Origin of the sequence: Tolypothrix sp. PCC 7601 (assembly GCF_025677855.1) — a bacterium.
Classification (GTDB): domain Bacteria; phylum Cyanobacteriota; class Cyanobacteriia; order Cyanobacteriales; family Nostocaceae; genus Aulosira; species Aulosira diplosiphon.
In genome coordinates, this window is sequence record NZ_CP064879.1 from 3882824 (window position 1) to 3906146 (window position 23323).

Sequence of the window (23323 nt, forward strand, 5' to 3'; positions counted from 1 at the left end):
GTTCAAAAGTCATTTTTTTCCTAATTCCCAGTCCCCAGTCCCTAATCCCCCAATCCCCTCCTTGACTCAAAACTTCAATCAGGGGGTTGACAAACCAGGATATTTATGACATTATATTAAATGTGTTAAGCAATGCGGGTATAGCTCAGTGGTAGAGCGTCACCTTGCCAAGGTGAATGTCGCGCGTTCGAATCGCGTTACCCGCTTTATAAAAATAAGAATAGATGAAGTGAAAGTGTAAGTCTCTAGTGACTGAGATATAGGCTTAATCTAATCTTCATATATGTAGTCAATTCGTTTTTTATGCAGTGTACTACACTGGATCAAGGGTGGCTAGATTAATAGCAATATTGTGTAGGTGTCAAGCGCCTTGTGGCTGTGAAGTGAGCCAAAATCTACCTAGACCAAGAGTCGGCACTGTTAAGTTCATTGGCTTTTGCAATTGCCTGTTTTAGGCTAACTTGAACTGTTGACTCCTGATTAGTCTGACGAGTAAATTGTAATTCGTTTGACGTAAAAACTTAGCCTTGATTTGCTGGTACTAATTATTTTTAAGCTTGACCTCAGAGAACGGTTGTTTTATGAGATATTGCCACTTAAACTAAAAACGGTGCCAGATATTCAAAAACAATAAATGTCTAAAAAACACTACTAGATTACTTTTTAAGCCACAGATGCAGACGAGAAAACTCTTAAAAAAAATTGCTCAACATAGGGAACAACAGCCAGATAAGCTTTATTTAACTAACCGAACGTGAAGACGGCTGTGATCACAGCCTCATTCAGCCTCATTTATCCTGGAGAATCATTGCAACTTCGGCTTTGTCTCCTATCTGTATCAAGCTGAAAAAATCAGAAAACCACTACCCAAGGCATAGACCAAGGCATAGTGTTTTCACCTATTGTAAAAAATAAGCTCAAGTTATTAGAACGCTTGTGCAATCTCAAAAACCTGAAAAAATAGACTTCAATACGGAATATCCTTGTCCCTGCCGTCGCCGAGGACGGTTAATTCCGATTACCCTGACAGATGCATTTGGTTGCGATCGCTGTCAACAAATCTTTGTGGTAGAAAATGATGCTTATGTCCTAGAGCAACTTTCTACCACCTACCCCTACAAACGTGCTTGGCGCTGGATGGGTAATAGTTGGCACGTTGTCCATCCAAAACTAGGAGAAAGCTATCTACCGATAGCGCTGGGCATTATTTTCGTGCTAGTGATTATATGGCTACCATTAGCACTGCGATTAGCAAATGGTTCCACCATTATTGCTTGGGCAATGGTGGCGGTACTTCTGGCTATTTTGCCAGCACTTATGGTCTGGCTTACCTACAGACGTTAACTCAATGACCGTTGAAGTTTTGGATGATATCCCCGAACCAATAAATAGCGCTAAACGCGCTTACCAAGCTTCCCTTAAGCTGGGGATCGCAAAAGGAGTAGACCGCAGTCGTGCTGTATTGGCAATGGCGCGGGCTATAGAACGCGCTTTTGATGACATTCTAGAAGCTAATACATTAGACCTAGAAGCAAGCCGAGAAATGGCAGTGCCAGAGTTGATTTTAGATTGGCTGAAATTAACTCCCACCAGGCTAGAAACGACTGTGGAAATTTTACAACGGTTAGGGGAATTATCCGATCCACTGCGGCGGGTGAGAAATGCTGAGTATCAGCAGGATGATTCTCAAAGTTACTCCCAGTTAATGCCTTTAGGGGTGATTGGATTCATTTATGAAGCGTTCCCCGATTTAGGAGCGATCGCAGCTGGTTTATGTATCAAAACTGGTAATAGTATTATTCTTAAAGGCAGTACTGAGGCCAGTCATTCTAACGAAGCGATCGCTAATGTTCTCCAAAGTGCGATTACTGAAGTTGGTTTACCAGCAGGCTGTTTAGAATTGATTACCACAGAACATGGTGCTTCCGTTCGGGATTTGGTTGTGCAAGACCAATACTTAAATTTAGTTATTCCCTACGGACGTTCCACCTTGGTACAGCAAGTCATGCGACAAGCAACTTGCCCAGTGTTAAAGTCAGCAATGGGCAATTGTTACCTTTACTGGTCGCTCAATAGTAGCTTAGAAATGGTGCGCTGGATGATTATCGATAGCCATGAAAGCGATCCAGATCCAGTCAACGCCATTGAAAAAGTCTTAATTCATCGCCAAGCCTTACCTTCATCCTTAGCAGTTTTGTGGAATAGTTTAAAAGACAAAGGCTTTGAAGTTAAAGGCGATGCGGAACTAGTAGAAGCCTTTCCCCAATTGCAGCTAGCGAAAGATACCGAATGGGGAACTGCCTATTTAACCAAAACCGTAGCCTTTAAATTGGTTGATAGCTTAGAAGCTGCGATCGCGTGGATTAATCAATACAGTAGCGGTCATGCTGACTGCATTGTCACCGAATCTTATCAAGAAAGTCGCCAGTTTGCTTTAGGGGTAAATAGCGCCTCTACTTATATCAATGCCTCCCCAAAGTTTTCTCGCAATCCTTCACGGGGAGACTCGATATTTTTAGGAATGTCTAATCAAAAAGGTCATCGCCGGGGATTTATCAGCCTAGAAACCCTGACGACTGTTAAGCATATTGTGCAGGGTAATGGTAGGTTTTAAGGGACTGGGGATAATACATATAAATCTTGCAGGGTAGGATTTTTGATGTCCCAAATGCTAAATCACAAATACAAATAAAATTAGGAGCATAGTAATACTATGCCCCTAAAAATTAATCTATTTAAAAATTCACAATCTGGTATATAGTATAGTGTCAATAAAGCGGATTAAATATAAGCTATATTCTGTCTTATTGACACTATACAAGAAGCTTACTGAATACTAACTATTCACTAAAGCTGGAGTTTTATATTCTGCGTTTGGCGTAGTGCCTAAATATTTCAACCAACGAAAATTAGAAATAAGCGCTGATGTAAATGTTGGGCAGACATTATATTTCACTCCATACTCCTCACACAATTCTGCCAAAATAGGAGCAATTTTGGGATAGTGAATATGACAAACTTGAGGGAATAAATGATGGACGACTTGGTAATTCAGTCCACCTAAATACCAATTTAAGAAGTGATTCTTAGGAGCAAAATCAACGGTGGTTCTAATTTGGAAAATTGCCCATTCATCATCAATTTCTTCTGGTTGACTATCTGGTTGGATAAACTCTGCTGTGTCCATCACATGAGCCAGCATAAAAACTATGCAAATCCAAAATCCATAGGTCATGTAAGTGATGAGAAATCCTACAAGCGCCTGTATAGGACTGTAGCCTACAGCAATGGGAATTCCTAGAAAAAGTGCTAGCCAGATGATTTTACCGCCAAAAAGAATCAGCATATCTAGTGGTTTGGGTGTAGGAACCACATGGGAATGATATTTACGCTTAAACAGAATGATGTGAATATCTGCAAAAGACCAGTAAATAGGGATGATTGTATAGATAGATAAAATAAATATGTGTTGAAATCGGTGATACCATTGATGCTCCATATAGGGAGTCATTCGCACTAAGCCATCACCATGTATTTCCACATCATGACCTAAGATATTTGTATAAGTATGATGTAGAAAATTATGCCGATATCGCCATAAATAACTAGATAATCCAATTACGTCATAAATTGAACCCACAAGAGTATTGACCCATTTCTTACTCGAATAACCGCCATGATTAGCATCATGTCCGACACTAAATCCGACAGCCGCAATACCCAATCCTAAAACAATACAGCCAATCACTTTCAGCCAGATTTGCGGGGGGCCGAAGAGAGTAAATGTCCAGGCTCCAATTACCCAAACAGCAATAGTCAATGTTTTGAAATACATTGCTGGATTATCGCGGGTAGAAATATTGTTTGACTTAAAATAAGCATCAACTCGTTTATTCAGTTCTTTTCTAAAACCAAAGTTTTTAGTAAAAGTAACTCTTGTCTCTGGTGCTGTTGTCATAGATTTACTCACGTAACTTTAATATGAAAGTGCTGCTTCATAAGAAGCTAGCACTAGTTAATGGAAACTTAAAAAAGCGTCAGCAGATTATCTTCTGAGCTATGCTTTTTTAGTTCATCAAATGCTGTCTATTTATGAAGGTTTAGCAAGTTTACTATTAGATGTGTAGTAAACTTTTCCGCCAGAATCGGGCACAAAATGACAGCTAATACAGGAACGCCATAATGACTTCCAAATGGGTTCTTGAGACTCACGGAAATATTCCCCCATAATTGGTTTAATTGCTTCAGTTGCCTTGAGCAAATTGTAATGAGGGATATTCAGGAAGATATGGTGAGCTACATGAGTACCGATATCGTGATGGATATGATTGATTAAACCGTAATTACGGTCAATGCTAGAAATAGCACCTTTGAGAAAAGTCCAATCTTCGCCACGATACCAGGGAATATCAGGCTCAGTATGATGTAAGAATGTCACCACATCTAGCCAAATTACAAACACAATGTAGGGTACGGCGTAATTTTTCAACAACCATAACCAACCCCACTGATATGTAAGAAAGCCAAGCAAAGCTACCATGCAAGTCCACAGTACAGTGCTGGTAATCACATCCCATTTTTCAGAAGGTTTGAAAAGTGAGCTGCTGGGTAAGAAGTGGGAACCTTCTTTATTAGGAGAACGCTTAAACAGATAAACCGGATAAGCTAAGAAAAACACATAATACCGCCCTATCTTTTGTTCCCACGGCATTTCTTTATATTGTGATTCGCTCACAGGGTACCAGCTTTCATCATTATCGATATTGCCGGTATTGAGATGGTGGGTTCTGTGGCTAATTCGCCAACCGTGATAAGGAACGAGTATTGGTGTGTGTGCAAGATGTCCAATTAAATCATTGAGCCATTTCTTTTTAGAGAAAGATTGATGTCCGCAGTCATGTCCAACTACAAACAAAGCCCAAAACATTGTTCCTTGCATTAGCCAAAAAATTGGCCAAAAAAACCAAGAATCCAGATAATTAGCAACTGCGTAAAGTAGACCAATAATGAGGATGTCTCGAAAAAAGTAGAACAGAGATTTACCTAAATTTGGCTGAAAGCATTCAGGTGGGATTGCTGCTTTTAATTCCTGAAGAGTAAAAGGTAATTTTGCCGAATCTTCAGATGATTGTGAGCTAAGGGGATGGAGTAGCTTAACGCTGTCGGCTGGGATACTATTTGATGGCACTGGATTCAATGGAATATAAATTCTAAGCCTTGCTGTAAACAAGGAAATGTTACTGAAAATTTTAGATTGGCGTATTTTAGTTGGTTGTGATTATGTCTCACCTCTAAAGTATGTAACCAATCCAAAATCCAAAATCGTTTGACCTCTGCAATGAGCAGCTTCGGAGATATATTTTTGAGTGCTGATCCACACAAAATTGTCTTCTGGCAATTTCCTGAACAATGTTCATTAGTAGGATCTGCCAGAATACAAATCACTAACAAGGGGAAATTACAAAGATAAAAGCAAAACTTTCCAGAAGAAAAAATAATCTTCCAAGTTATACCTCATCTTTGATTTATCGCCCTGCGTAATAATCGTCAAAAGTTTGATAACCAACATCAGGAGTGTAAAGTTGACATTGGCCGGTAATGTCCTTCATTAAAGCCCAAGAAAATTGGCTTTCATCATGAAGATAATCTGCCCAATTTTCTTTGATGCTCTTGTAAGCCAAGCGCAGATTATAGGAAGGAATAGCAGTAGAAAGATGATGAGGTACATGAACATTAATATCGTGGCAGAGAAATTCTATCCAGCGTGGATAATCACAATGAATAGTGCCAGATAGTTGAGCTAGAGCCTCATTCCACTTGGTAGCTGCCTTAAAGGGCACATCTGCGGCAGTATGGTGAACCAGAGTAAAGGTACTCATCCAAAAATGGTAAACCATCCAGGGTAAAAGCCAAAATTTGACAAATCCCCAAATACCAGTTGTCGCAATGAGTAGTGGGAAGGCAACGGCTGCAAAAATTACTACTACAGCCACAGAAAGCTTAACACTTGATTGGTCTTTAGCTTTGAAATTACGCCAATCAAAATGTACAACTGCCCAATGTCCAATGGAACCTACCCACCAGAAGCGTTTACGCATAAAGCCTTCAAAGACTGAACGGCGGAATGGCCCCCAATTTTGAAATACTTCTGGTGTGATGGGATGCCAAGCATTGTCCTCTTCCAGCTTATTTGTATGCTTATGGTGATAGTTATGTTTAATCCGCCAACTATGAAATGGATAAATCAAAGGCATCATTAAAATGTGCCCGACTAAATCGTTGACCCAACGACGATTCGCAAAGGAACGATGACCGCAATCATGGGCAATGACAAAAAAACCTGTTAAAGCTGTACCTGTAAAAATCCAAGCAAATGGCAAGAGAAACCAAGGCGAAATTGCCAGACTGAAGTAGCCTAAAGCCACCATGAAAACGGCAGTCACCACATTTGTCCAAGCTTTACGTTTATCCTTTTTAAAACACTCCTTGGGCAGGGTTTTAATAATATCTTTTAGCTTCAGCTTGGAGCTACCAAGGTCATTAGCTTGATTTTGAATTTTGATTATTGATGTAGTCATGAAAACCTGAAAAACAACAAAATCCTCCACCAACACACCACTAAGTGGTTTGCCGTAAAGCTTATACACATTAACGTCTCGGATTATAGTAACCCAACTCACTCTTGTTTAAGAGTTAAGGGAATCAATATTTTGGTTACTAAAAAAAACTTTGTCCCTGAGTAAACTATCGACTGTGCAATGTCAAGATGTAATTGCCAATCAATGTACTCGCTTAGGACTTTTTATCTGCCAGCTTGACATTTGTAGCCAGACCAAGCACTTGCAGCAATTGAATAGTCATCCAAGTCATGTCAATTTCCCACCATTCCAAGCCATGACGAGCTGAGTATTGGAAAGCGTGGTGGTTATTATGCCAGCCTTCACCAAATACCAGTAAAGCTACCCACCAGCAATTAGTGGAGCGATCGCCAGAGTCGTGGGTACGATAACCAAATTTATGTGTAGCACTATTTACCAACCAGGTACAGTGGTAAACCCAAACAATCCGCACAAAAATGCCCCAAACAACCATCGGCCAACCGCCTATTGCCAATAGCAACAAACCTAGGGCCACTTGGACGAGAATAAAATATTTTTGCAAAAACTGATAAACTGGGTCATCGGCAATGTCTTTAGTGAAGCGAGGAACCTCAGCGTGAGCGGGTGCGTGATAAATCAGCCAACCCATATGGCTCCACCAAAAGCCCTTATTAGAATCATGGGGGTCTTGTTCAGTATCCGAGTGTAGATGATGGATACGGTGTGTACCTACCCACTCAATTGGCCCACCTTGACAGGCGAGAGTTCCGAAAAGCACCAATAGATATTCCAACCACTTGGGAGTTTGAAAACTGCGATGGGTAACCAGGCGGTGAAAACCCAAAGTAATACCTAAACCTCCGGTAATCCAGTAGAGCAATAAACCGACACCAAATGCCTGCCAGCTAAAGTTGCTAGGAAGCAAGGCAAACAGCGCTCCGATGTGCAACGCAGCGAAGAAGAGGGTATTAACCCAGTTAATTTGAAGTTTGGTTGAGGTAGCAATTGTCATGAGTAACCTGAATAGGAAAGGTGAAGCCTAATCTGCGCGATCCCAAAAATCCGCATATTAATTTAATTTTTTTTTAATGAGGAACCAATGAACAGCTTGGAACAGCTGCGGCAAGCAGAACAGGCACTGTTAGAGATTTTTTCTGGAATTGACGCTCAGGTCAAGCACAATCTTCAACGAGTATTACATGCCTTTCGTGATCAACGCGTAGGCGCACACCACTTTGCAGGTGTAAGTGGCTACGGACACGATGATTTAGGAAGAGAAACTTTAGATAAAGTATTTGCCGAAGTAATGGGGGCCGAAGCTGCGGCAGTAAGGGTACAGTTTGTTTCAGGGACTCACGCGATCGCTTGTGCCTTGTATGGTGTGCTGCGTCCTGGAGATGAAATGTTAGCAGTGGTCGGTGCTCCCTACGATACGCTCGAAGAAGTGATTGGTTTACGGGGTAAAGGTCAAGGTTCCCTTACTGAGTTTGGCATAAATTACCGCCAATTAGACTTAACACCTGATGGAAATATTGATTGGCAGGCTTTAAGCACTAGCGTGACTGATAACACAGGTTTAGTATTAATTCAACGTTCCTGCGGATATTCTTGGCGGCCTAGCTTATCGATTGCTGATATCGAAAAAATTGTCCAACTAGTCAAACAGCAAAATCCCAACACTGTTTGTTTTGTAGATAACTGCTACGGTGAATTTATCGAAACTCAAGAACCCACCCATGTTGGTGCTGATTTAATGGCGGGTTCATTGATTAAAAATCCTGGTGGCACAATTGTGACTGCTGGCGGTTATGTAGCTGGTCGCGCTGATTTAGTAGAAGCCTCAGCCTGTCGTCTTACTGCTCCTGGTATTGGTAGTTATGGTGGTGCAACCTTTGACCAAAATCGTCTGTTATTCCAAGGGTTATTTCTCGCGCCGCAGATGGTGGGAGAGGCGATGAAAGGCACTCACCTTACAGGTTATGTCTTTGATCAACTGGGTTATCCTGTCAATCCTGCGCCACTTGCGCCCCGCCGCGACGTAATTCAAGCAATTAAACTCGGTTCCGCCCAAAAGCTCATTGCCTTCTGTAAAGCTGTACAACAAAATTCTCCCATCGGTTCCTACCTTGACCCCATCCCCGATGAAATGCCGGGGTATGAGAGCCAGGTAGTGATGGCTGGGGGGACATTTATCGAAGGTAGCACCTTGGAATTTTCCGCAGATGGGCCGTTGCGTGAGCCTTATGTGGTTTATTGCCAAGGGGGTACGCATTGGACACATATTGCGATCGCACTAGAAGCAGCAATAGAAGCTGTCGGCCCTGCTTAAAATCGTTGCGTATTAGTCTGGTAACTTATACTGCTCAACGATGCGTTTAGCATACTCCGGCACATGGGCTTCCAACTTCTCTGGGTGATTCCGCTTCACATACAGGTAATTACGAGTGAAGTGGGAATCAATCGAAAATCTGGCATATTCTAAACCTTTCGGCCCAATTTTCTCAATCACCACACCCATAAGTTTTGCTGCCCACATGGGGAGAGTCACAGCTTTATCGTAAGCTGGAATACTTTGCTGTACAGCTTCTTTGCGATTCCCTTGAGACATTACAGGTTGGGTGTCTAACTGGTCTTTCACCAAGTCCAACATTTCTTTACCTGTATCATTTCTCACAACAATCCATTGCCAGCCGAAGGGTGCGCCCATGTAGCCGACAACTAAATCTGCCAAAGAATTGACGTAGTCAAAGCAACTCATGCATGAGGGGGCAAAGACATCTTTGAGTTTATTGGTCTTTAAGCCAAAGAATGGCACCATTTCTGTAGAGCCATCCTCATGTTTAAAGTGAACGCGAAAGTCTTGCATAAATTCGTAATGCACGACAGTTTCAGGCGATCGGCTGGTAGTTTCTAAGAATTTTTGCAGTCCAGCCCGGGTAACATTATCTACGCAGGGCGTACCTAAAACATACAGCTTTTCTAAGCCTAGCTGTTTTTCTACGGCTCTTAATGCCTGGATTTGGCAACCAACTCCAATTACTAATAACCGCTTCATCCCAGATTGTTCTATTTGCTCTAAAACTGAGAGATTGGGTGATAGTGTTGGCTTATTGACTCTCGCTGCCAGTATTTCCTCTGGGGTACGGGCGATAATTGGCATGGGTTGAAAGCGGTCTTCTTTGGTGTTTTGCACGCAAACAACACCTTCAACTAGCCTACGATTCAGCATTTCAATCGCCAGGGAACTGACAATACCTGTCCACTGTGCGCCTTCGATGGGCTGCTGTTTCCGCGCCGCCATCATGTCTTGATGAACACCAAAGTAAAGTTCATCGGGGTTATCCAGGTTGCGAGAACGGGTGTGGGTTTGTGCTTCTAGTTCCCCTATCTGCTGATTAATGAAGGCGCAGGCTTCTTTAACGTAGTGGATGTAGTAGGTATCGCACAGTCCGCACTCGCTGCACAGTTCTTTAGCAGGGCGGCGGCTAGTGGGTTTTAAGGCTTTGGCTTTTTTATGAGGAGAAACCGAAGTCATATAAATTCTTTGTTTTATCCAGGCATCGCTTTTACTACAATACCGTCAACCCCTCCGGGGAATTCAAAATTCAAAATTCAAAATTCAAAATTCACCCATTACAATACCCATACTTAAGTTTTGTGCCTGGTGTTAATCTATGTGATGCATAAGTAGATTTAGGGGCTTGCATCCTTTTTTTGGCGATAGAAACTGAGCATTAAAGAAGATAGAGAAACTTTTAAGTATTTTTTCCATTCTCAACTGTTTTTTATCTGGAGCATCGTTGATGAAGAGATTCTCCAAATAAATTGAAAGTGACTCAAAATTCTCAAACAGGTGCAGCATTTATTGCTGGAGGCGGCATAACAGGCGCTGGCGTTTCCGCAACAGTTGGCGGGATGGGGTTAGCTGGAGGATTTGGCGCTGTGGGACTTGGCACAGTTCCAGTAGTTGGGATTGGTGCTGTAGGTGGTGCAGCTGCTTATGGGGCGTTTAGTGCGATCGCCCAAGGAGATGCAGCAGCTTTTGCTGCAATGGGAATTGGCGCAGTTGGCGGTGCTGGATTTTCTAGCGTTGTGGGTGGTATGGGATTAGTTGCGCCAAAAATAGGGCTGGCGGTTGGTATTGGTACAGTACCAATGGTAGGGGTTGGTGCAGTAGTGGGACTTGCCGCTTATGGGATTGCCAAGCTGTTAGATGAATCGGAAACTAAGGAAACTCCTGCACAAGTTTTTGAGCGCATGGAAGAGAAAGTCCTAGCAATGGATTATTATGCCGCAGCTGTGATGGAGTTAGAGGCATTTTTATCTGGTGAGGATCTCAACCCCAAATTTGCGGCTTTAGAAATTGAAGATGAATTGGAACAATTGAAGGCTGAATTAAAAGAAAAAAATCAAACTAATCCTGAACCTTCTCCTACCAATATTGAAACAAAAATAATTCCTGCATCAGCTGCAACAACAGAAACTTGGAAATGTATACGCACACTCAAGGGACACTCAGCAGCAGTAAATGCGATCGCAATCAGTCCAGATAGTCATCTCCTGTCTACTGGCAGTAATGACGCACAAGTTCATCTATGGGATTTACGCAGCGGAAAATGGCTTTATACTTTCTCCGGACAAGCAGAAGCTGTTTTATCTGTGGCTATTAGTCCTGATGGGCAGAAAGTTGTCAGTGGTAGTGTAGATCGTAAAATTAGCAGTTGGCAGATAGATACAAGAAAATTCTTGCGTACATTCTTTTATTTAAACTCTCCCTACAGCCATAACGGTTTTATTCACTCAGTTGCTTTTAGCCCTGATGGGAAATACATTGTGAGTGGTAGTAATGATAAAACTATCAGAATTTGGGGAGGTTATACAGGAACAATTAAATGTACTTTAAATGGGCATTTAGATACAGTTTTAGGCGTTATTTTTAGCCCAGATAGCAAAACGATTGTGAGTGGAAGTGCGGATAAAACTATTAGACTTTGGGATGTCAATACTAGAAAACAGCGCTCTATTTTATCTGCACATTTAGCAGCAGTTAACACGGTTGTTATTAATTCTGATGGTCAAACTTTAATTAGTGGCAGTACAGACACCACAATTAAACTTTGGAATCTCAATACTGGTGAATTACTCCACACCCTCACCGGACACTCAACGGCGGTTTTATCTATTAGTCTCAGCAGTGATGGTAAAACTTTAGCTAGTAGCAGCAGTGATGGTGTCATTAACATTTGGCATCTGCCTACAGGAGAAATCATACAAACTTTTTATGGTCGTAGTCCTGTAGCTTTTAGTCCTGATGGCAAAACCCTGATTAGTGGTGGTAATAATGCTACAGTCCAGATTTGGCAAACAACTCAAAGCTTTGAGAAATTCACAATCGAAAATATAGATTCTGAGTTATGGTGGGAAGTTTTGAGTGTAGATCGGGACGCTCATCCTAATGAAGTGAAGCTTGCTTACCGTCGATTAGCAAGATTTTACCATCCTGATCTTAACGCTTCTGAGAATGCTAAAGCTTCAATGCAAGCAATAAATCTGGCTTATCAAAAGTTTCTGGAGCAATGGAATAGTAACATCCAGAGTAGATTTTATTAATGGCAGCTACCAACTTATACAGAGTAAGTGCATTTATCGTAGGTATCGTATTTCTCTACCGTCTTCCTCTGAGAGATTATTTATAAAGTAAACATAGAATTACTGTAGTAGCGTGGCAAGGCTAAAATGTGGCAATATAATTTTCTTGTGGGGTGGACATCTTGTCCGCCCAGGACGGGCAAGATGCCTATCCCACAAGAGTTTGAATAATGCACCATTTTAGTCTAGACACGCCACTACCTGAACTTTAAACATCAAAATATGAGTTCTATAATATTGCGATCGCCTTCCCTGATTCCTTCTACCCAAAGTCCCAAACTAAGCTAAAATTCAAGCATAGTAAGCATTTCCCGGTCATAATGCCCCATGCTTGAGACTTTGCAAATCCAACTTTACAAACTAGAACAATTTGCCAATGCCCTAGTCTCTAATCAGCTGGGACACCTCAGTGTGGTGAGTATTGGCGTTATTTTCGCGGCTGGTTTGTTAACCAGCCTCACGCCTTGTATGCTTTCTATGCTGCCAATTACCATTGGCTATATCGGCGGTTATGAAGCTAAAAGCCGTCTACAAGCCGCCGCCCAATCCACTTGGTTTGCCTTGGGATTAGCCACCACATTAGCTGGGATGGGGATAGTAGCGGCTTTTGTGGGCAAGGTTTACGGTCAAGTGGGCATCGGTTTGCCGATAATTGTCAGTATTATCGCCATTCTCATGGGGCTGAACTTGCTGGAAGCACTACCGCTGCAATTTCCCTCTTTAGGTGAAACAAATTGGATTTCCCAAGATTTACCCCCAGGAGTGCGTTCCTACTTGATAGGTTTAACCTTCGGTTTAGTTGCGTCACCTTGTAGTACCCCAGTGTTGGCCAGCTTGCTGGGTTGGGTGGCGAATACACAAGACTTAATTTTAGGTGCGGTGTTGCTAATTGCTTACACAGCCGGTTATGTCGCACCATTAATTTTGGCAGGTACATTTACAGCAGCAATTAAAAGGCTGCTGGAATTACGCCGTTGGTCTGGTTGGATTAACCCTGTTAGCGGTGTGCTGTTAGTTGGGTTTGGTGTATTTTCCTTAATTTCGCGGATTCCGTTTGGAAGTTTTTAAGCAATGACAACAGACAATTCCACGACCACAGAATTAAGTTGGTGGTCAATTCCTGGGCGCTTTTTGCGGCGAGAGTTTTTACCTGTACTGACAGATTTACGATTAGCGATCGCACTTTTACTGCTGATCGCCCTATTTAGTATTAGCGGTACTGTCATCGAACAAGGTCAGACACCCGGATTCTACCAAGCTAATTACCCAGAACACCCTGCTTTATTTGGTTTCCTCAGTTGGAAAGTAATTCAAGTAGTGGGATTAGACCATGTATATCGTACTTGGTGGTTTCTCAGCTTATTAGTTTTATTTGGGACTAGTTTGACAGCTTGTACTTTTACGCGCCAACTTCCCGCCTTAAAAGCTGCTCAAAGGTGGAAATATTATGATGAACCGCGACAATTTCAAAAATTAGCTTTGAGTGCGGAACTAGATACAGGTTCCTTAAATAGCCTCATCCCCATATTACAAAAACAGCGTTATAAAATTTTTCAAGAAAAAGACGATATTCTTTATGCCCGTAAAGGAATAGTGGGACGCATTGGGCCGATTATTGTGCATATCGGCATCGTCACTATTTTATTAGGGGGAATTTGGGGGGCAATGACTGGGTTTATGGCTCAAGAAATGGTTGCTAGCGGCGATACATTTCAGGTAAAAAATATTGTAGATGCTGGGCCTTTGGCATTAGCTCAAGTTCCTAAAGATTGGTCTGTTAGAGTTAATCGATTTTGGATTGACTACACCCCCACAGGTGGAATTGATCAGTTTTATTCAGATATGTCTGTGTTAAATCAGCAAGGGCAAGAAGTTGACCACAAAAAGATTTTTGTCAACGAACCTTTGCGTTATCATGGTGTGACTTTTTATCAAACAGATTGGGGACTGGCGGGGGTTCGCATTCAATTTAATAACAGCCCCATTTTTCAACTGCCAATGGCACAACTAGATACTAATGGTGCAGGGCGAATTTGGGGTACTTGGATTCCCACAAAACCAGATTTAAGCGAAGGTGTTTCGTTAATTGCCAAAGACTTACAAGGGATGGTGTTAATTTATGATGCCACTGGTAAATTAATTGATACCGTCCGTGCGGGAATGTCTACCCAAGTAAATGGCGTAACCCTGAAAATTTTAGAAGTCATCGGTAGTACTGGCTTACAAATCAAAGCCGATCCGGGTATTCCCATTGTGTACACCGGCTTTGCCTTACTGATGCTGGGTGTCGTGATGAGTTACTTTTCCCACTCCCAAATTTGGGCATTGCAAAAAGGCGATCGCTTGTTTGTTGGTGGTAAAACTAATCGCGCCCAAGTTGCTTTTGAACAGCAAGTTTTGGAAATTTTAGATAGCTTGAGTAATCATGCACATGATGAGCAAATAATCACTCAACCCCGCCCAAGTTAATCTGAATTACATGGTTAAGGATAAGGCAAATACGGTTCTGATAAAACAAATCAATTGACGTTTGAATCCTGTAGAGACGCGATTAATCGCGTCTCTACAAGCCCAAAATATGACGAAAAAATTTTTAACCGAACCTTGTTAAGGGCACGGCACCAGTAAGATAATTGAATGTACCAAAATATTGTAGATGCCGTGCCCCTACGTAGAATTTATCTGTTGCGAACATTATTTAAGGCTTGCCATGCCACTACTGGCATGGTAAGACTAAAATAGTCCATGAAAAAAAACTCTTGTGGGATGGGCATCTTGCCCGTCCGGGGCGGACAAGATGTCCACCCCACAAGAAAAATTATTGCAACATTTTAGTCTTGCCACGCCAGTAGGATGCGTTAGCGTCAGCGTAACGCATCTCTTGTAACTTCTCTCCGCGCGCGGGGAGGTGACGTTTTGGCTTTAGACAAAACTGGGGTGGGGTAACGCGGATCTTGATGGTAGGCAAAGGAATTCAAAATCGAGTTTTGGCAAGGGTTTCACGTTAAGTTGACACAGGTGTGCCTTGCCCCTACCCGTGTATCACATTCCTTTTCAAATTCCTATTACCAATTACCAATTACCAATTCCATTAAAAAACCCACGTCCTTGCGTTTACCAATTGAATGCAAGTGCGTGGGGTGAAATACAGCTAGTAAATCATGTCAGTAGATGCTGGGATTTGAGCCATTCGTCATGAGTTATGCAGTAATTAGCAGGAGAACATTAACAAATGACAAATGGCAAACAAATTTCTAAATATCTCCTCGAATTTCTTCGACAATGCCATCGCGGATAACGATTTCAACTTGGGTTTTGCTGATTAAGTTATCGCCTGGTTCGATGCGGAAAAAGCCTTCCATTTGGAATTGGTTGACTTCTTGATCTAATTCCAAATACTGGACTTGCTGGAGATTTTGCAGGAATTGGTTTTTCTGTTCTAGCAGTTCGCTTTTCTTTTGGTTGACTTGCAGTTGAATATTGTCAATCTGTTGCAGAGTTTGGGGGCCTGGGGGTTGCAAACTTTGCTTTTGAATGGCGGTAATCGCTCTTTGTCCTTCAACGTCTAGTTGTTGCAATTGCTGATCGGTTTGGTTGATTTGCGCTTGCAATTGCTGTTGTACTTCCTCTTTCCACAGAGGGGTGACAATGACTTTGACATTCACGATCCGTTTCAAAAGCAATTGTTGGGATTTGGAAGCATCCATAAAGTTTCACGTTCACTCTATATTTTGTAAGTGGAATTATCAAGCAAACATGGCGTTCACAATATCGCGATAGCGTTCGCTGACGACATGTCGCCGGATTTTTAGTGTTTGTGTCATTAAACCATTTTCAATAGAAAACGGCTCTGGAATGAGCTTAAATGGGCCGATGCGGTCATCTGCTCTATAGCCTGGACGATTTTGCACTTCCCGATTCAATTCTTTCCGAAATAATTCCTGGATTATTTTACTCTCCAGGTCTATTTTTTGACTGGCTGAGGCGGTAACATCTTCATTTGGTTTACTCAAATCGATATTTTGAGTTTCTGCCCATTTTACTAATGCTTCCAAATTGGGGACAATCAATGCACCAAGGCTACGCTGATCTTGACCAACTAGCATAATCTGATCGATGTAGGGCGATCGCAAACACGCGTCTTCGATTGGTTGCGGCTCGATATTTTCCCCATTAGTTAAGACAATCGTATCTTTTGCCCTACCAGTCAGTACTAAGTCATTTTGTGGTGTTAACCAACCCAAATCGCCGCTATCAAACCAACCGTCAGCGTCGATGGCTTTCGCTGTTGCTTCGGGATTTTGGTAATAGCCTTGCATAATTTGCGGCCCCTTCAATAACACCAAGCCTCGCTCACCTATTGGTAAAGGTTTGCGAGTCTCTGGATCTACAATTTTAGTTTCTGTTGCGGGTAATGTCTGACCGGATGAACCACGGACATTATGCCAAGGGCGACGCACATTAGTTACAGGAGATGTTTCGGTTAAGCCATAGCCTTGCAAAATTTCGACACCAATAATTTCAAAAAACATATCGATGTGCTTGGGAAGTGCGCCACCACCGCTAATGACTTGCTTGATTCGCCCTCCTGTTGCCTCCCGGACTTTAGCATAAACTAGCCGCTCTCCCAAGGCATGGAGGGGAAATAAAGCCGCAGCTTGGATTTTCGCCGTTAATTTCTCTACTGCTGAGGATTCTAAATGCTCTAAACTGACTCCTTCAGCAATGCGCTTGGCTTTAATATAGCGATCGCTCTTTTCAAAGAAAAAGTTGATCAGGCGTTGCTTATTAGCTGGTTGTTCGCGAAACTGTTTTTGCGCTCCTTCATAAATTGATTCCCAGAGGCGCGGTACAGCCACCATAAAATGGGGTTTGCGGTTTTTTAAATCGTTTTTGACAGCACGCAAGTTGGTATAAATTTGAGTACAACCCTGAGAAAGTAAGAAATACTCTACGGTTCTTTCATAGCTATGCCAACTCGGAAGAATACTCAAGGCAATATCACCGACGTTAGGCTGTACTACGGTACCCATAGTTGTGATTTGATGAATTAAATTGCTATGAGCCAGCATCACACCCTTGGGTTTGCCTGTAGTACCGGAAGTATAAATGAGTGTGGCTAAATTGTCTTGATTGTACTCAACTGGTTGCCAAGCATTGTTAGCGCCAATTTCTAGCAATTGCGAAAAATTGAGGATTTTCAGGCTATCTTCTGGCGGTGTTTCATCGGAAAGCAAAATCACAAATTGCACGGGTAAATCGTTGATGCGATCGCGCAATTTTTGCAGTGTCTTTAAATCTTCTAGTACTAGCCCTGTACTGCCGCTATTAGCAATAATAAACAGTAATTCTTCCTTTTCGGCTTGAGAACTCCGCACCGCATCCACAGCGCCAGCCGTCATAATTCCTTGATCGGCTACAAACCACCTGGGACTATTATCGGCAATTAACGACAGGCGATCGCCTGCTTTGACTCCTAACACCTGTAACCCAGCCGCAAATTTTTGAATTAGCTCTGCTAACTGCTTGTAAGTAATCACCACCTCTGGTTTAGCATGGGGATTGTGCAACGCCACTGTATCCCCAAATGACTTGGCTGCTAAGGGCCAAATTTCTGGGATTGCATTGATATGGGTGTAATCTTTTAACCGCTTTAATGCTAAACGTTCTTGTTCACTAATATTAGATAAGTAAATCGCCGCAGATTGAGTTTTTGACATCACACTATTACCTAGATACTAAATTTGCTGTTTTTGGAGATGATTTTGCTATTGTGTCGCAATAAATGTCTTTAATATACACAATGCTTTCCGCATCTATATTTTCGGAAAGTTCTGGCTTCCATTTACAAATATTTATGGTAGAATTCACTTATATAGACTTAAAGCAATGGCTGTCATGACAATTAATGTAATGACATCAACATTTGCTGACAGTAGATCAAAGCGACCACCTATTTACACAGGGGGGTGATTACCTATAGTTGTACAGGATGCTGCATTACTGACAATCATCAGTACTATTGCTTGCTTGGCATTTCCTAGGCTGCTATCTACTATTCTCTCACTTAAAACCGAACCGACTGAATCATCAACCAGTTCCCAAGCAAGTAGAGTCCCAATAACGACCTTTCCTTATTGTACGGTTCACCCATTGACAGGCAGCCAATTTTGTAGATTCCGTCCTCGTTTTTGCGATCGCTGTACTCCAAATTAATGATAATTTCCGCTTCTTTAGTTGGATCTGTTAATTAGGAGAACAACCCACCGGTGCATTCATACCATGTTGAGTTCGATTGCCATCCTATTTGAATTGTGAAATCTCTCGTAGCCTCATCAATAGTTTTTCACAAATAATTTGGGACTGCTATATTTGGGAATTTTTTCAGCATTAAATAGCTGACTACGTAATCTTCAAAATTTTTGGAGATAGGGATACAAACTCTCGATTGTTTGTGGGAAATATTTATGAGGTTCAGACGAGCAGTGTAGAATTAGTACGCTGTTTCCGTCTTAGCTTTATTCTGCTGCGAGGAAGTTGACAATTCAAATAGGATATTTTCACATACATGAAAACATCAGCATCAGCGCATCACCAACCAATAATTTTTTCTATGGTTGGCAAAGGAAATCAATATATTTAACTTGCTTATATAAAATACAAGTAATTTCAAATGCTAGGTGTATTTGCAAATACAAATTTTACTGCTAAGTTAAGAAATAGAATCAAAAAAATCTTTATTTTACGGGGGGATAATCTATGAGTATGATAGATGTACTACTATTAACTCTGGTGAGTACTGTTATTTGTTTGTCTTTCCCTAAGCTGCTATCGATAATTTTGGCACCCAAAACCAAAGAGGCGCAACCTGCTGTGGTTCCTATGGAAGTACCAGAACCTAGTTCAGAAGTACCCAGCTTTTCTTCATGAAATCTGGTAATACTCACCAAAATTGCCATTAATTCCAGCGCATCATTTTGATTGCAGCACGATTTACAAAAAGTCAACAGACACTAGGAAAACTCCCCTTGTCATTGCCTACATTTTTGTCAAGGTTCCAGTATCAAAACAACCTGTCATCTCACTACAAAATCTAACTTACGATAGGTATGGGAATTTATTCCCAAGTGAGTAGACGGCAAAGCAAAAATTAAGCTAAATCCAATATATTTTGTATATCTACAATATCTAAGATGTTGTGGCTCAGGTATTCTGCGCGCCTGAATTATGCAATTTAAATTGGGAATAGCTGATACCAAATAAAATAATGTTTGCGACACATCAATATATAATCTAGAGGGCAAGGCAGTGCCTTGCCCCTACAATCTGTCGCATTCTTTTTTTAAATTGGTATGAAAATTGTAGGTAGTGGCAAGCTTTTAAAATCACAAATTCATAATACCTTTTCATAAACAGGGCAATTACCCAATCCCCAATCCCCAATCCCCATTACTTCCTTTTCTCCCTGCGCCATCTTCCCCGCACTAGGCGAATTTCATCATACGTATAATTCTCGCCCAGCTGTTCGCGAATGGGGGTGAGAGAAATATCACCCAGCACTTCTAACACTTGCCAAATCTTTTTTTGCTTTTCTAAAGGCACTAATTGATTTAAGTCTACAGGCTGATTATTTTCAACTAAATCTACTAGGTGTCCTACAACTGTACTAGAACGAAGATTTCTTTGCTCGGCAATTTTAGCAACAGTTAAACCGCGTTGATGCAATTGTAATGTTAATAATTCTGTAGTTGAAGGTAAGCGAAAACCAAAAGCGGGTTTTTCATTCACCACTACATCGATGACACCTTGTTCTTGACGATAGGCGCGAATTTCTGCCAGGAATTTATCACCATATTGGGCGAGTTTATGACTACCAACACCAGAAAGTTTGGCAAATTCGCTGAGGGTTGTAGGTTGCACCTGAGCCATTAATTTCAAGGTAGAATCTTGAAAAACAACGTAGGGTGGTACAGATTGTTCATCAGCTAGTTGTTTCCGCAGCGATCGCAATCTCTGCATGAGTAATTCTACTTCAACTGCTTTCTCGCTGGTTTCTTCCCAAGTCACTTTTTGCACTGCTGACACAGCTAAACTGACGGTACGTTGTCGCCGCATCACCTCCCAACTCAAGGCGTTCAGCTTCAAAACCGAGTAACCATCGGTGGTTTGTTCCAGTAAACCTTGGTGCAAAAGCGATCGCCCCAGCATTCGCCATTCATCCACAGTTCTATCTTTGCCGATACCGTAGGTAGATAGCTTGTCATGTTCGTTTTGCAGAATTTTCTGGCTTTTTCCACCCCGCAGCACATCAATAATATGCAGCATCCCAAATCTTTCTTTACAACGCGCCACACAAGATAAGAACTTCATCGCTTCAATCGTCCAATCTTGCATCGGTTTGGGATAACGGCAATTATCACAGTTACCGCAATTACCCGCAAAGCGTTCGCCAAAATAACCTAGTTGAATTGTGCGTCTGCAATCTGTACCTTCGGCATAGTCGATCATTTGCCGCAATTGTTGTTTGGCAATCAACTGTTCTTGCGGATCGGTTTTTTGATTAATACTCCATTCAATAGTTTTAATATCACCATAATTAAAGAACAGCGTACAGCGTGAAGGTTCGCCATCCCTACCCGCCCTCCCGGATTCTTGATAGTAACTTTCTATATTGCGGGGTAAATCAAAGTGAACCACCAAGCGCACATCCGGCTTATTAATTCCCATCCCAAAAGCAATAGTGGCGACAATTACCCGCACATCATCCCGAATAAACCGCGTTTGATTTTTGGTGCGTTCGTCGTCAGTTAATCCCGCATGATAAGGTATGGCAGAAATTTTATCGTTTTGCAATTTAAAAGTTAATTCATCAACTTTTTTACGAGTCAAACAATAAATAATTACCGAACCTTGGGTATCCCGAATTAATTCTAATAATTCCGCGTAAGCATATTTAGATTTAGAACGGATTTCATAATAAAGATTTTGGCGGTTAAAACTGGCAATGTGAATACTCGGTTGCTTTAACCCTAGTTGTTGGATAATATCACTGCGGACGCGATCGGTAGCTGTAGCAGTCAGGGCGACAGCAGGAATATTAGGGTAACGTTGGCGTAGCGATCGCAATTGCCGATATTCTGGACGGAAATCATGTCCCCATTCCGAGACACAGTGCGCCTCATCAATTGCAAAAGTAGAAATCCCAATTTGGTGATTAACTAAATCCAGAAACGGCAGAAATCTTTCACTCAACAGCCGTTCTGGTGCAACGTAAAGTAATTTTACCTTACCACTGAGGATTGCTTCCTCCCGCGATCGCACCTTATAAGCATTCAAACTACTATTCAGGAACGTAGCGCTAATATTATTATTCCGTAACGCCTCCACCTGGTCTTGCATCAAAGCGATCAAAGGAGACACCACCACCGTCAAACCCTTCTTTAACAGCGCTGGTAACTGAAAGCACAAAGATTTTCCCCCACCCGTAGGCATCACCACCATTAAATCCCGATTTTGCAGCGCATCCTCGATAATTTGCCGTTGTCCCGGACGAAATCGGTCATAACCGAAGTGATATTTTAGCGCTTGTTCGAGATTCGGATACTGAAGCATAGCGATCGCTTTTTCTGGTGCTTTCTGCGTGAGTAGTTACGAGGATAACAGGATTTTAGCAATCTCCTGGGATGTGTGGGGAATGGGGAATGGGGAACGGGGAGTGGGGAATGGGGAACTCGGGGCCCCCTCTGGGGATAAGGGGTAATGGGGACTGGGAGATGAGGGAGATGAGGGAGATGAGGGAGATAAGGAAGAATAAAAGACAAACACCAATTACCAAATGACAAATGACCAATGACCAATGACAAATGAGCCATATTGCACTTATATGAAAACAGCTATAAACTTTGTAATCTGATTACTCAACCGTAGAGATAATCCAAAGTTCAATATCTCAAATTTCCCATGATTGACATTGACGGTTCCTACGGAGAAGGAGGTGGACAGGTTCTTCGCACTTCCTTGAGTTTAGCGGCTATCACTGGTGAATCTATCCGCATTGCAGGTATTCGTGCTAAACGTAGAAGACCAGGATTAGCAGCACAACATTTAACAGCAGTTCGTGCTGCGGCTAGAATTTGTGATGCCAAAATGCATGGTGATACTTTGGGTTCCATGATGTTGGAATTTATTCCTGGTAGTTCTGTAAAACCGGGACAATATACCTTTGATGTCACCGACGCACAGCAAGGCGGATCGGCTGGGGCGATGACTTTGGTATTACAGACTGTTCTTTTACCTTTGGCTTTAGCTTCTGCGGAATCCCAAGTAATTTTAAAAGGTGGGACTCATGTACCCTTTAGCCCCACCATGACCTATATTGAGCAAGTATATTTGCCGATGCTGCGCCGCATGGGAGTTAAGGCGACAGCTAAGTTACGCGCTTGGGGATGGTATCCCCAAGGTGGCGGCGAAATGCATATTAAAGTGAATGGTAGTGGCAAAATTAACGGTATTACTTTGCTGGAGAGAGGTAACTTACAGCAAGTCAGAGGATTAGCAGTAGTCACAGAATTAGCCTCGCATATTTCTCAACGCATGGCGAATCGCGCCCAAAATTTATTACATCAAGCTGGTTTAAATACAGCTATTCAAGCCTTGCGAGAAAAAGGAATTGCACCGGGGGCGGGAGTTTTTTTAACTGCTGAGTATAAACACAGCTTAACCGGATTTGGTGGCTTTGGGCGGTTACGTTTACCAGCCGAGAAAGTTGCAGATATTGCTTGTCGCCAATTGTTAGAATTTCATCACACAGGCGCACCAGTCGATGAACATTTAGGTGATCAATTATTATTACCAGCTACCTTAGCCTTAGAAGAAAGCCAATATGGGGTATCCAACATTAGTACCCACTTAACCACAAATGCGGCGATTATTGAAAAATTTGGACTAGCGCGGATTACAGTAGATGAAGCCAAAAAGATAGTCGCGATCGCACCTCATACAAAACATTAGACTTATTGCATACAGCACTTTTGAAGTAATTGAGGTACATCATGAGTAATGAGTAATGAGTAATG

Annotated in this window: 16 protein-coding genes and 1 tRNA gene; 8 read left to right on the forward strand and 9 right to left on the reverse strand. The window is 42.0% G+C overall.

Going from position 1 to position 23323, the window contains the following annotated elements; translation table 11 throughout:
• Positions 1–134: 134 nt before the first annotated feature.
• From HG267_RS16160 to HG267_RS16170, 3 genes are all read left to right on the forward strand, one after another.
• Positions 135–206: transfer RNA gene (locus tag HG267_RS16160), tRNA-Gly, on the forward strand.
• 730 nt (positions 207–936) lie between these two features.
• Positions 937–1344 carry a hypothetical protein gene (locus HG267_RS16165; protein WP_045871917.1) on the forward strand — a complete coding sequence of 136 codons (408 nt, stop codon included), beginning with the start codon at positions 937–939 and terminating at the stop codon, positions 1342–1344.
• A gap of 4 nt (positions 1345–1348) precedes the next feature.
• The gene (locus HG267_RS16170) at positions 1349–2614 is read left to right on the forward strand and encodes a glutamate-5-semialdehyde dehydrogenase (protein ID WP_045871916.1); all 1266 of its coding nucleotides are present in this window, start codon (positions 1349–1351) and stop codon (positions 2612–2614) included.
• A 222-nt stretch (positions 2615–2836) separates the two neighbouring features.
• On the opposite strand, the gene HG267_RS16175 is transcribed toward HG267_RS16170, so the two are convergent.
• From HG267_RS16175 to HG267_RS16190, 4 genes are all read right to left on the reverse strand, one after another.
• Positions 2837–3958, reverse strand: a complete 1122-nt coding sequence (locus HG267_RS16175) for a fatty acid desaturase family protein (RefSeq protein ID WP_045871915.1) — start codon at positions 3956–3958, stop codon at positions 2837–2839.
• 132 nt (positions 3959–4090) lie between these two features.
• A complete protein-coding gene (locus HG267_RS16180) occupies positions 4091–5188 on the reverse strand; it encodes a fatty acid desaturase (RefSeq protein WP_045872125.1) in 1098 nt (365 codons plus the stop codon).
• 337 nt (positions 5189–5525) lie between these two features.
• On the reverse strand, positions 5526–6578 hold the full coding sequence (locus HG267_RS16185; protein ID WP_045872124.1) for a fatty acid desaturase: 1053 nt from the start codon (positions 6576–6578) through the stop codon (positions 5526–5528).
• A 214-nt stretch (positions 6579–6792) separates the two neighbouring features.
• Positions 6793–7611, reverse strand: a complete 819-nt coding sequence (locus tag HG267_RS16190; protein ID WP_045871913.1) for an acyl-CoA desaturase — start codon at positions 7609–7611, stop codon at positions 6793–6795.
• 87 nt (positions 7612–7698) lie between these two features.
• Between HG267_RS16190 and HG267_RS16195 the strand changes: the two genes are divergently transcribed.
• A complete protein-coding gene (locus tag HG267_RS16195; RefSeq protein WP_045871912.1) occupies positions 7699–8928 on the forward strand; it encodes an aminotransferase class I/II-fold pyridoxal phosphate-dependent enzyme in 1230 nt (409 codons plus the stop codon).
• Positions 8929–8940: 12 nt separating this feature from the next.
• On the opposite strand, the gene HG267_RS16200 is transcribed toward HG267_RS16195, so the two are convergent.
• The gene (locus HG267_RS16200; protein WP_045871911.1) at positions 8941–10134 is read right to left on the reverse strand and encodes a Coenzyme F420 hydrogenase/dehydrogenase, beta subunit C-terminal domain; all 1194 of its coding nucleotides are present in this window, start codon (positions 10132–10134) and stop codon (positions 8941–8943) included.
• A 296-nt stretch (positions 10135–10430) separates the two neighbouring features.
• Between HG267_RS16200 and HG267_RS16205 the strand changes: the two genes are divergently transcribed.
• The 3 genes from HG267_RS16205 to HG267_RS16215 all read left to right on the forward strand — a co-directional run bounded on the left by HG267_RS16205 (position 10431) and on the right by HG267_RS16215 (position 14717).
• Positions 10431–12209: a DnaJ domain-containing protein gene (locus HG267_RS16205; RefSeq protein ID WP_045871910.1), complete on the forward strand. Its 1779-nt coding sequence runs from the start codon at positions 10431–10433 to the stop codon at positions 12207–12209.
• Between the two features lie 366 nt (positions 12210–12575).
• Entirely contained in the window at positions 12576–13316 is a 741-nt protein-coding gene (locus tag HG267_RS16210; protein ID WP_045871909.1) for a cytochrome c biogenesis protein CcdA, read from the forward strand.
• Between the two features lie 3 nt (positions 13317–13319).
• Positions 13320–14717 (forward strand): cytochrome c biogenesis protein, encoded by a 1398-nt coding sequence (locus HG267_RS16215; protein WP_045871908.1) that lies wholly within the window; start codon positions 13320–13322, stop codon positions 14715–14717.
• A gap of 785 nt (positions 14718–15502) precedes the next feature.
• Here the strand turns inward: HG267_RS16215 and HG267_RS16220 are convergent.
• The 4 genes from HG267_RS16220 to recQ all read right to left on the reverse strand — a co-directional run bounded on the left by HG267_RS16220 (position 15503) and on the right by recQ (position 21860).
• On the reverse strand, positions 15503–15955 hold the full coding sequence (locus tag HG267_RS16220; protein WP_045871907.1) for a YlqD family protein: 453 nt from the start codon (positions 15953–15955) through the stop codon (positions 15503–15505).
• A gap of 39 nt (positions 15956–15994) precedes the next feature.
• Positions 15995–17968, reverse strand: a complete 1974-nt coding sequence (locus tag HG267_RS16225) for an AMP-dependent synthetase/ligase (RefSeq protein WP_045871906.1) — start codon at positions 17966–17968, stop codon at positions 15995–15997.
• A gap of 1017 nt (positions 17969–18985) precedes the next feature.
• On the reverse strand, positions 18986–19207 hold the full coding sequence (locus HG267_RS16230) for a hypothetical protein (protein ID WP_045871905.1): 222 nt from the start codon (positions 19205–19207) through the stop codon (positions 18986–18988).
• Between the two features lie 490 nt (positions 19208–19697).
• Positions 19698–21860, reverse strand: coding sequence for a DNA helicase RecQ (gene recQ / locus HG267_RS16235; RefSeq protein ID WP_045871904.1), 2163 nt, complete (start codon positions 21858–21860; stop codon positions 19698–19700).
• Between the two features lie 348 nt (positions 21861–22208).
• On the opposite strand from recQ, the gene rtcA reads away from it, so the two are divergent.
• Positions 22209–23258, forward strand: coding sequence for an RNA 3'-terminal phosphate cyclase (gene rtcA, locus HG267_RS16240; protein ID WP_045871903.1), 1050 nt, complete (start codon positions 22209–22211; stop codon positions 23256–23258).
• Positions 23259–23323 lie beyond the last annotated feature (65 nt).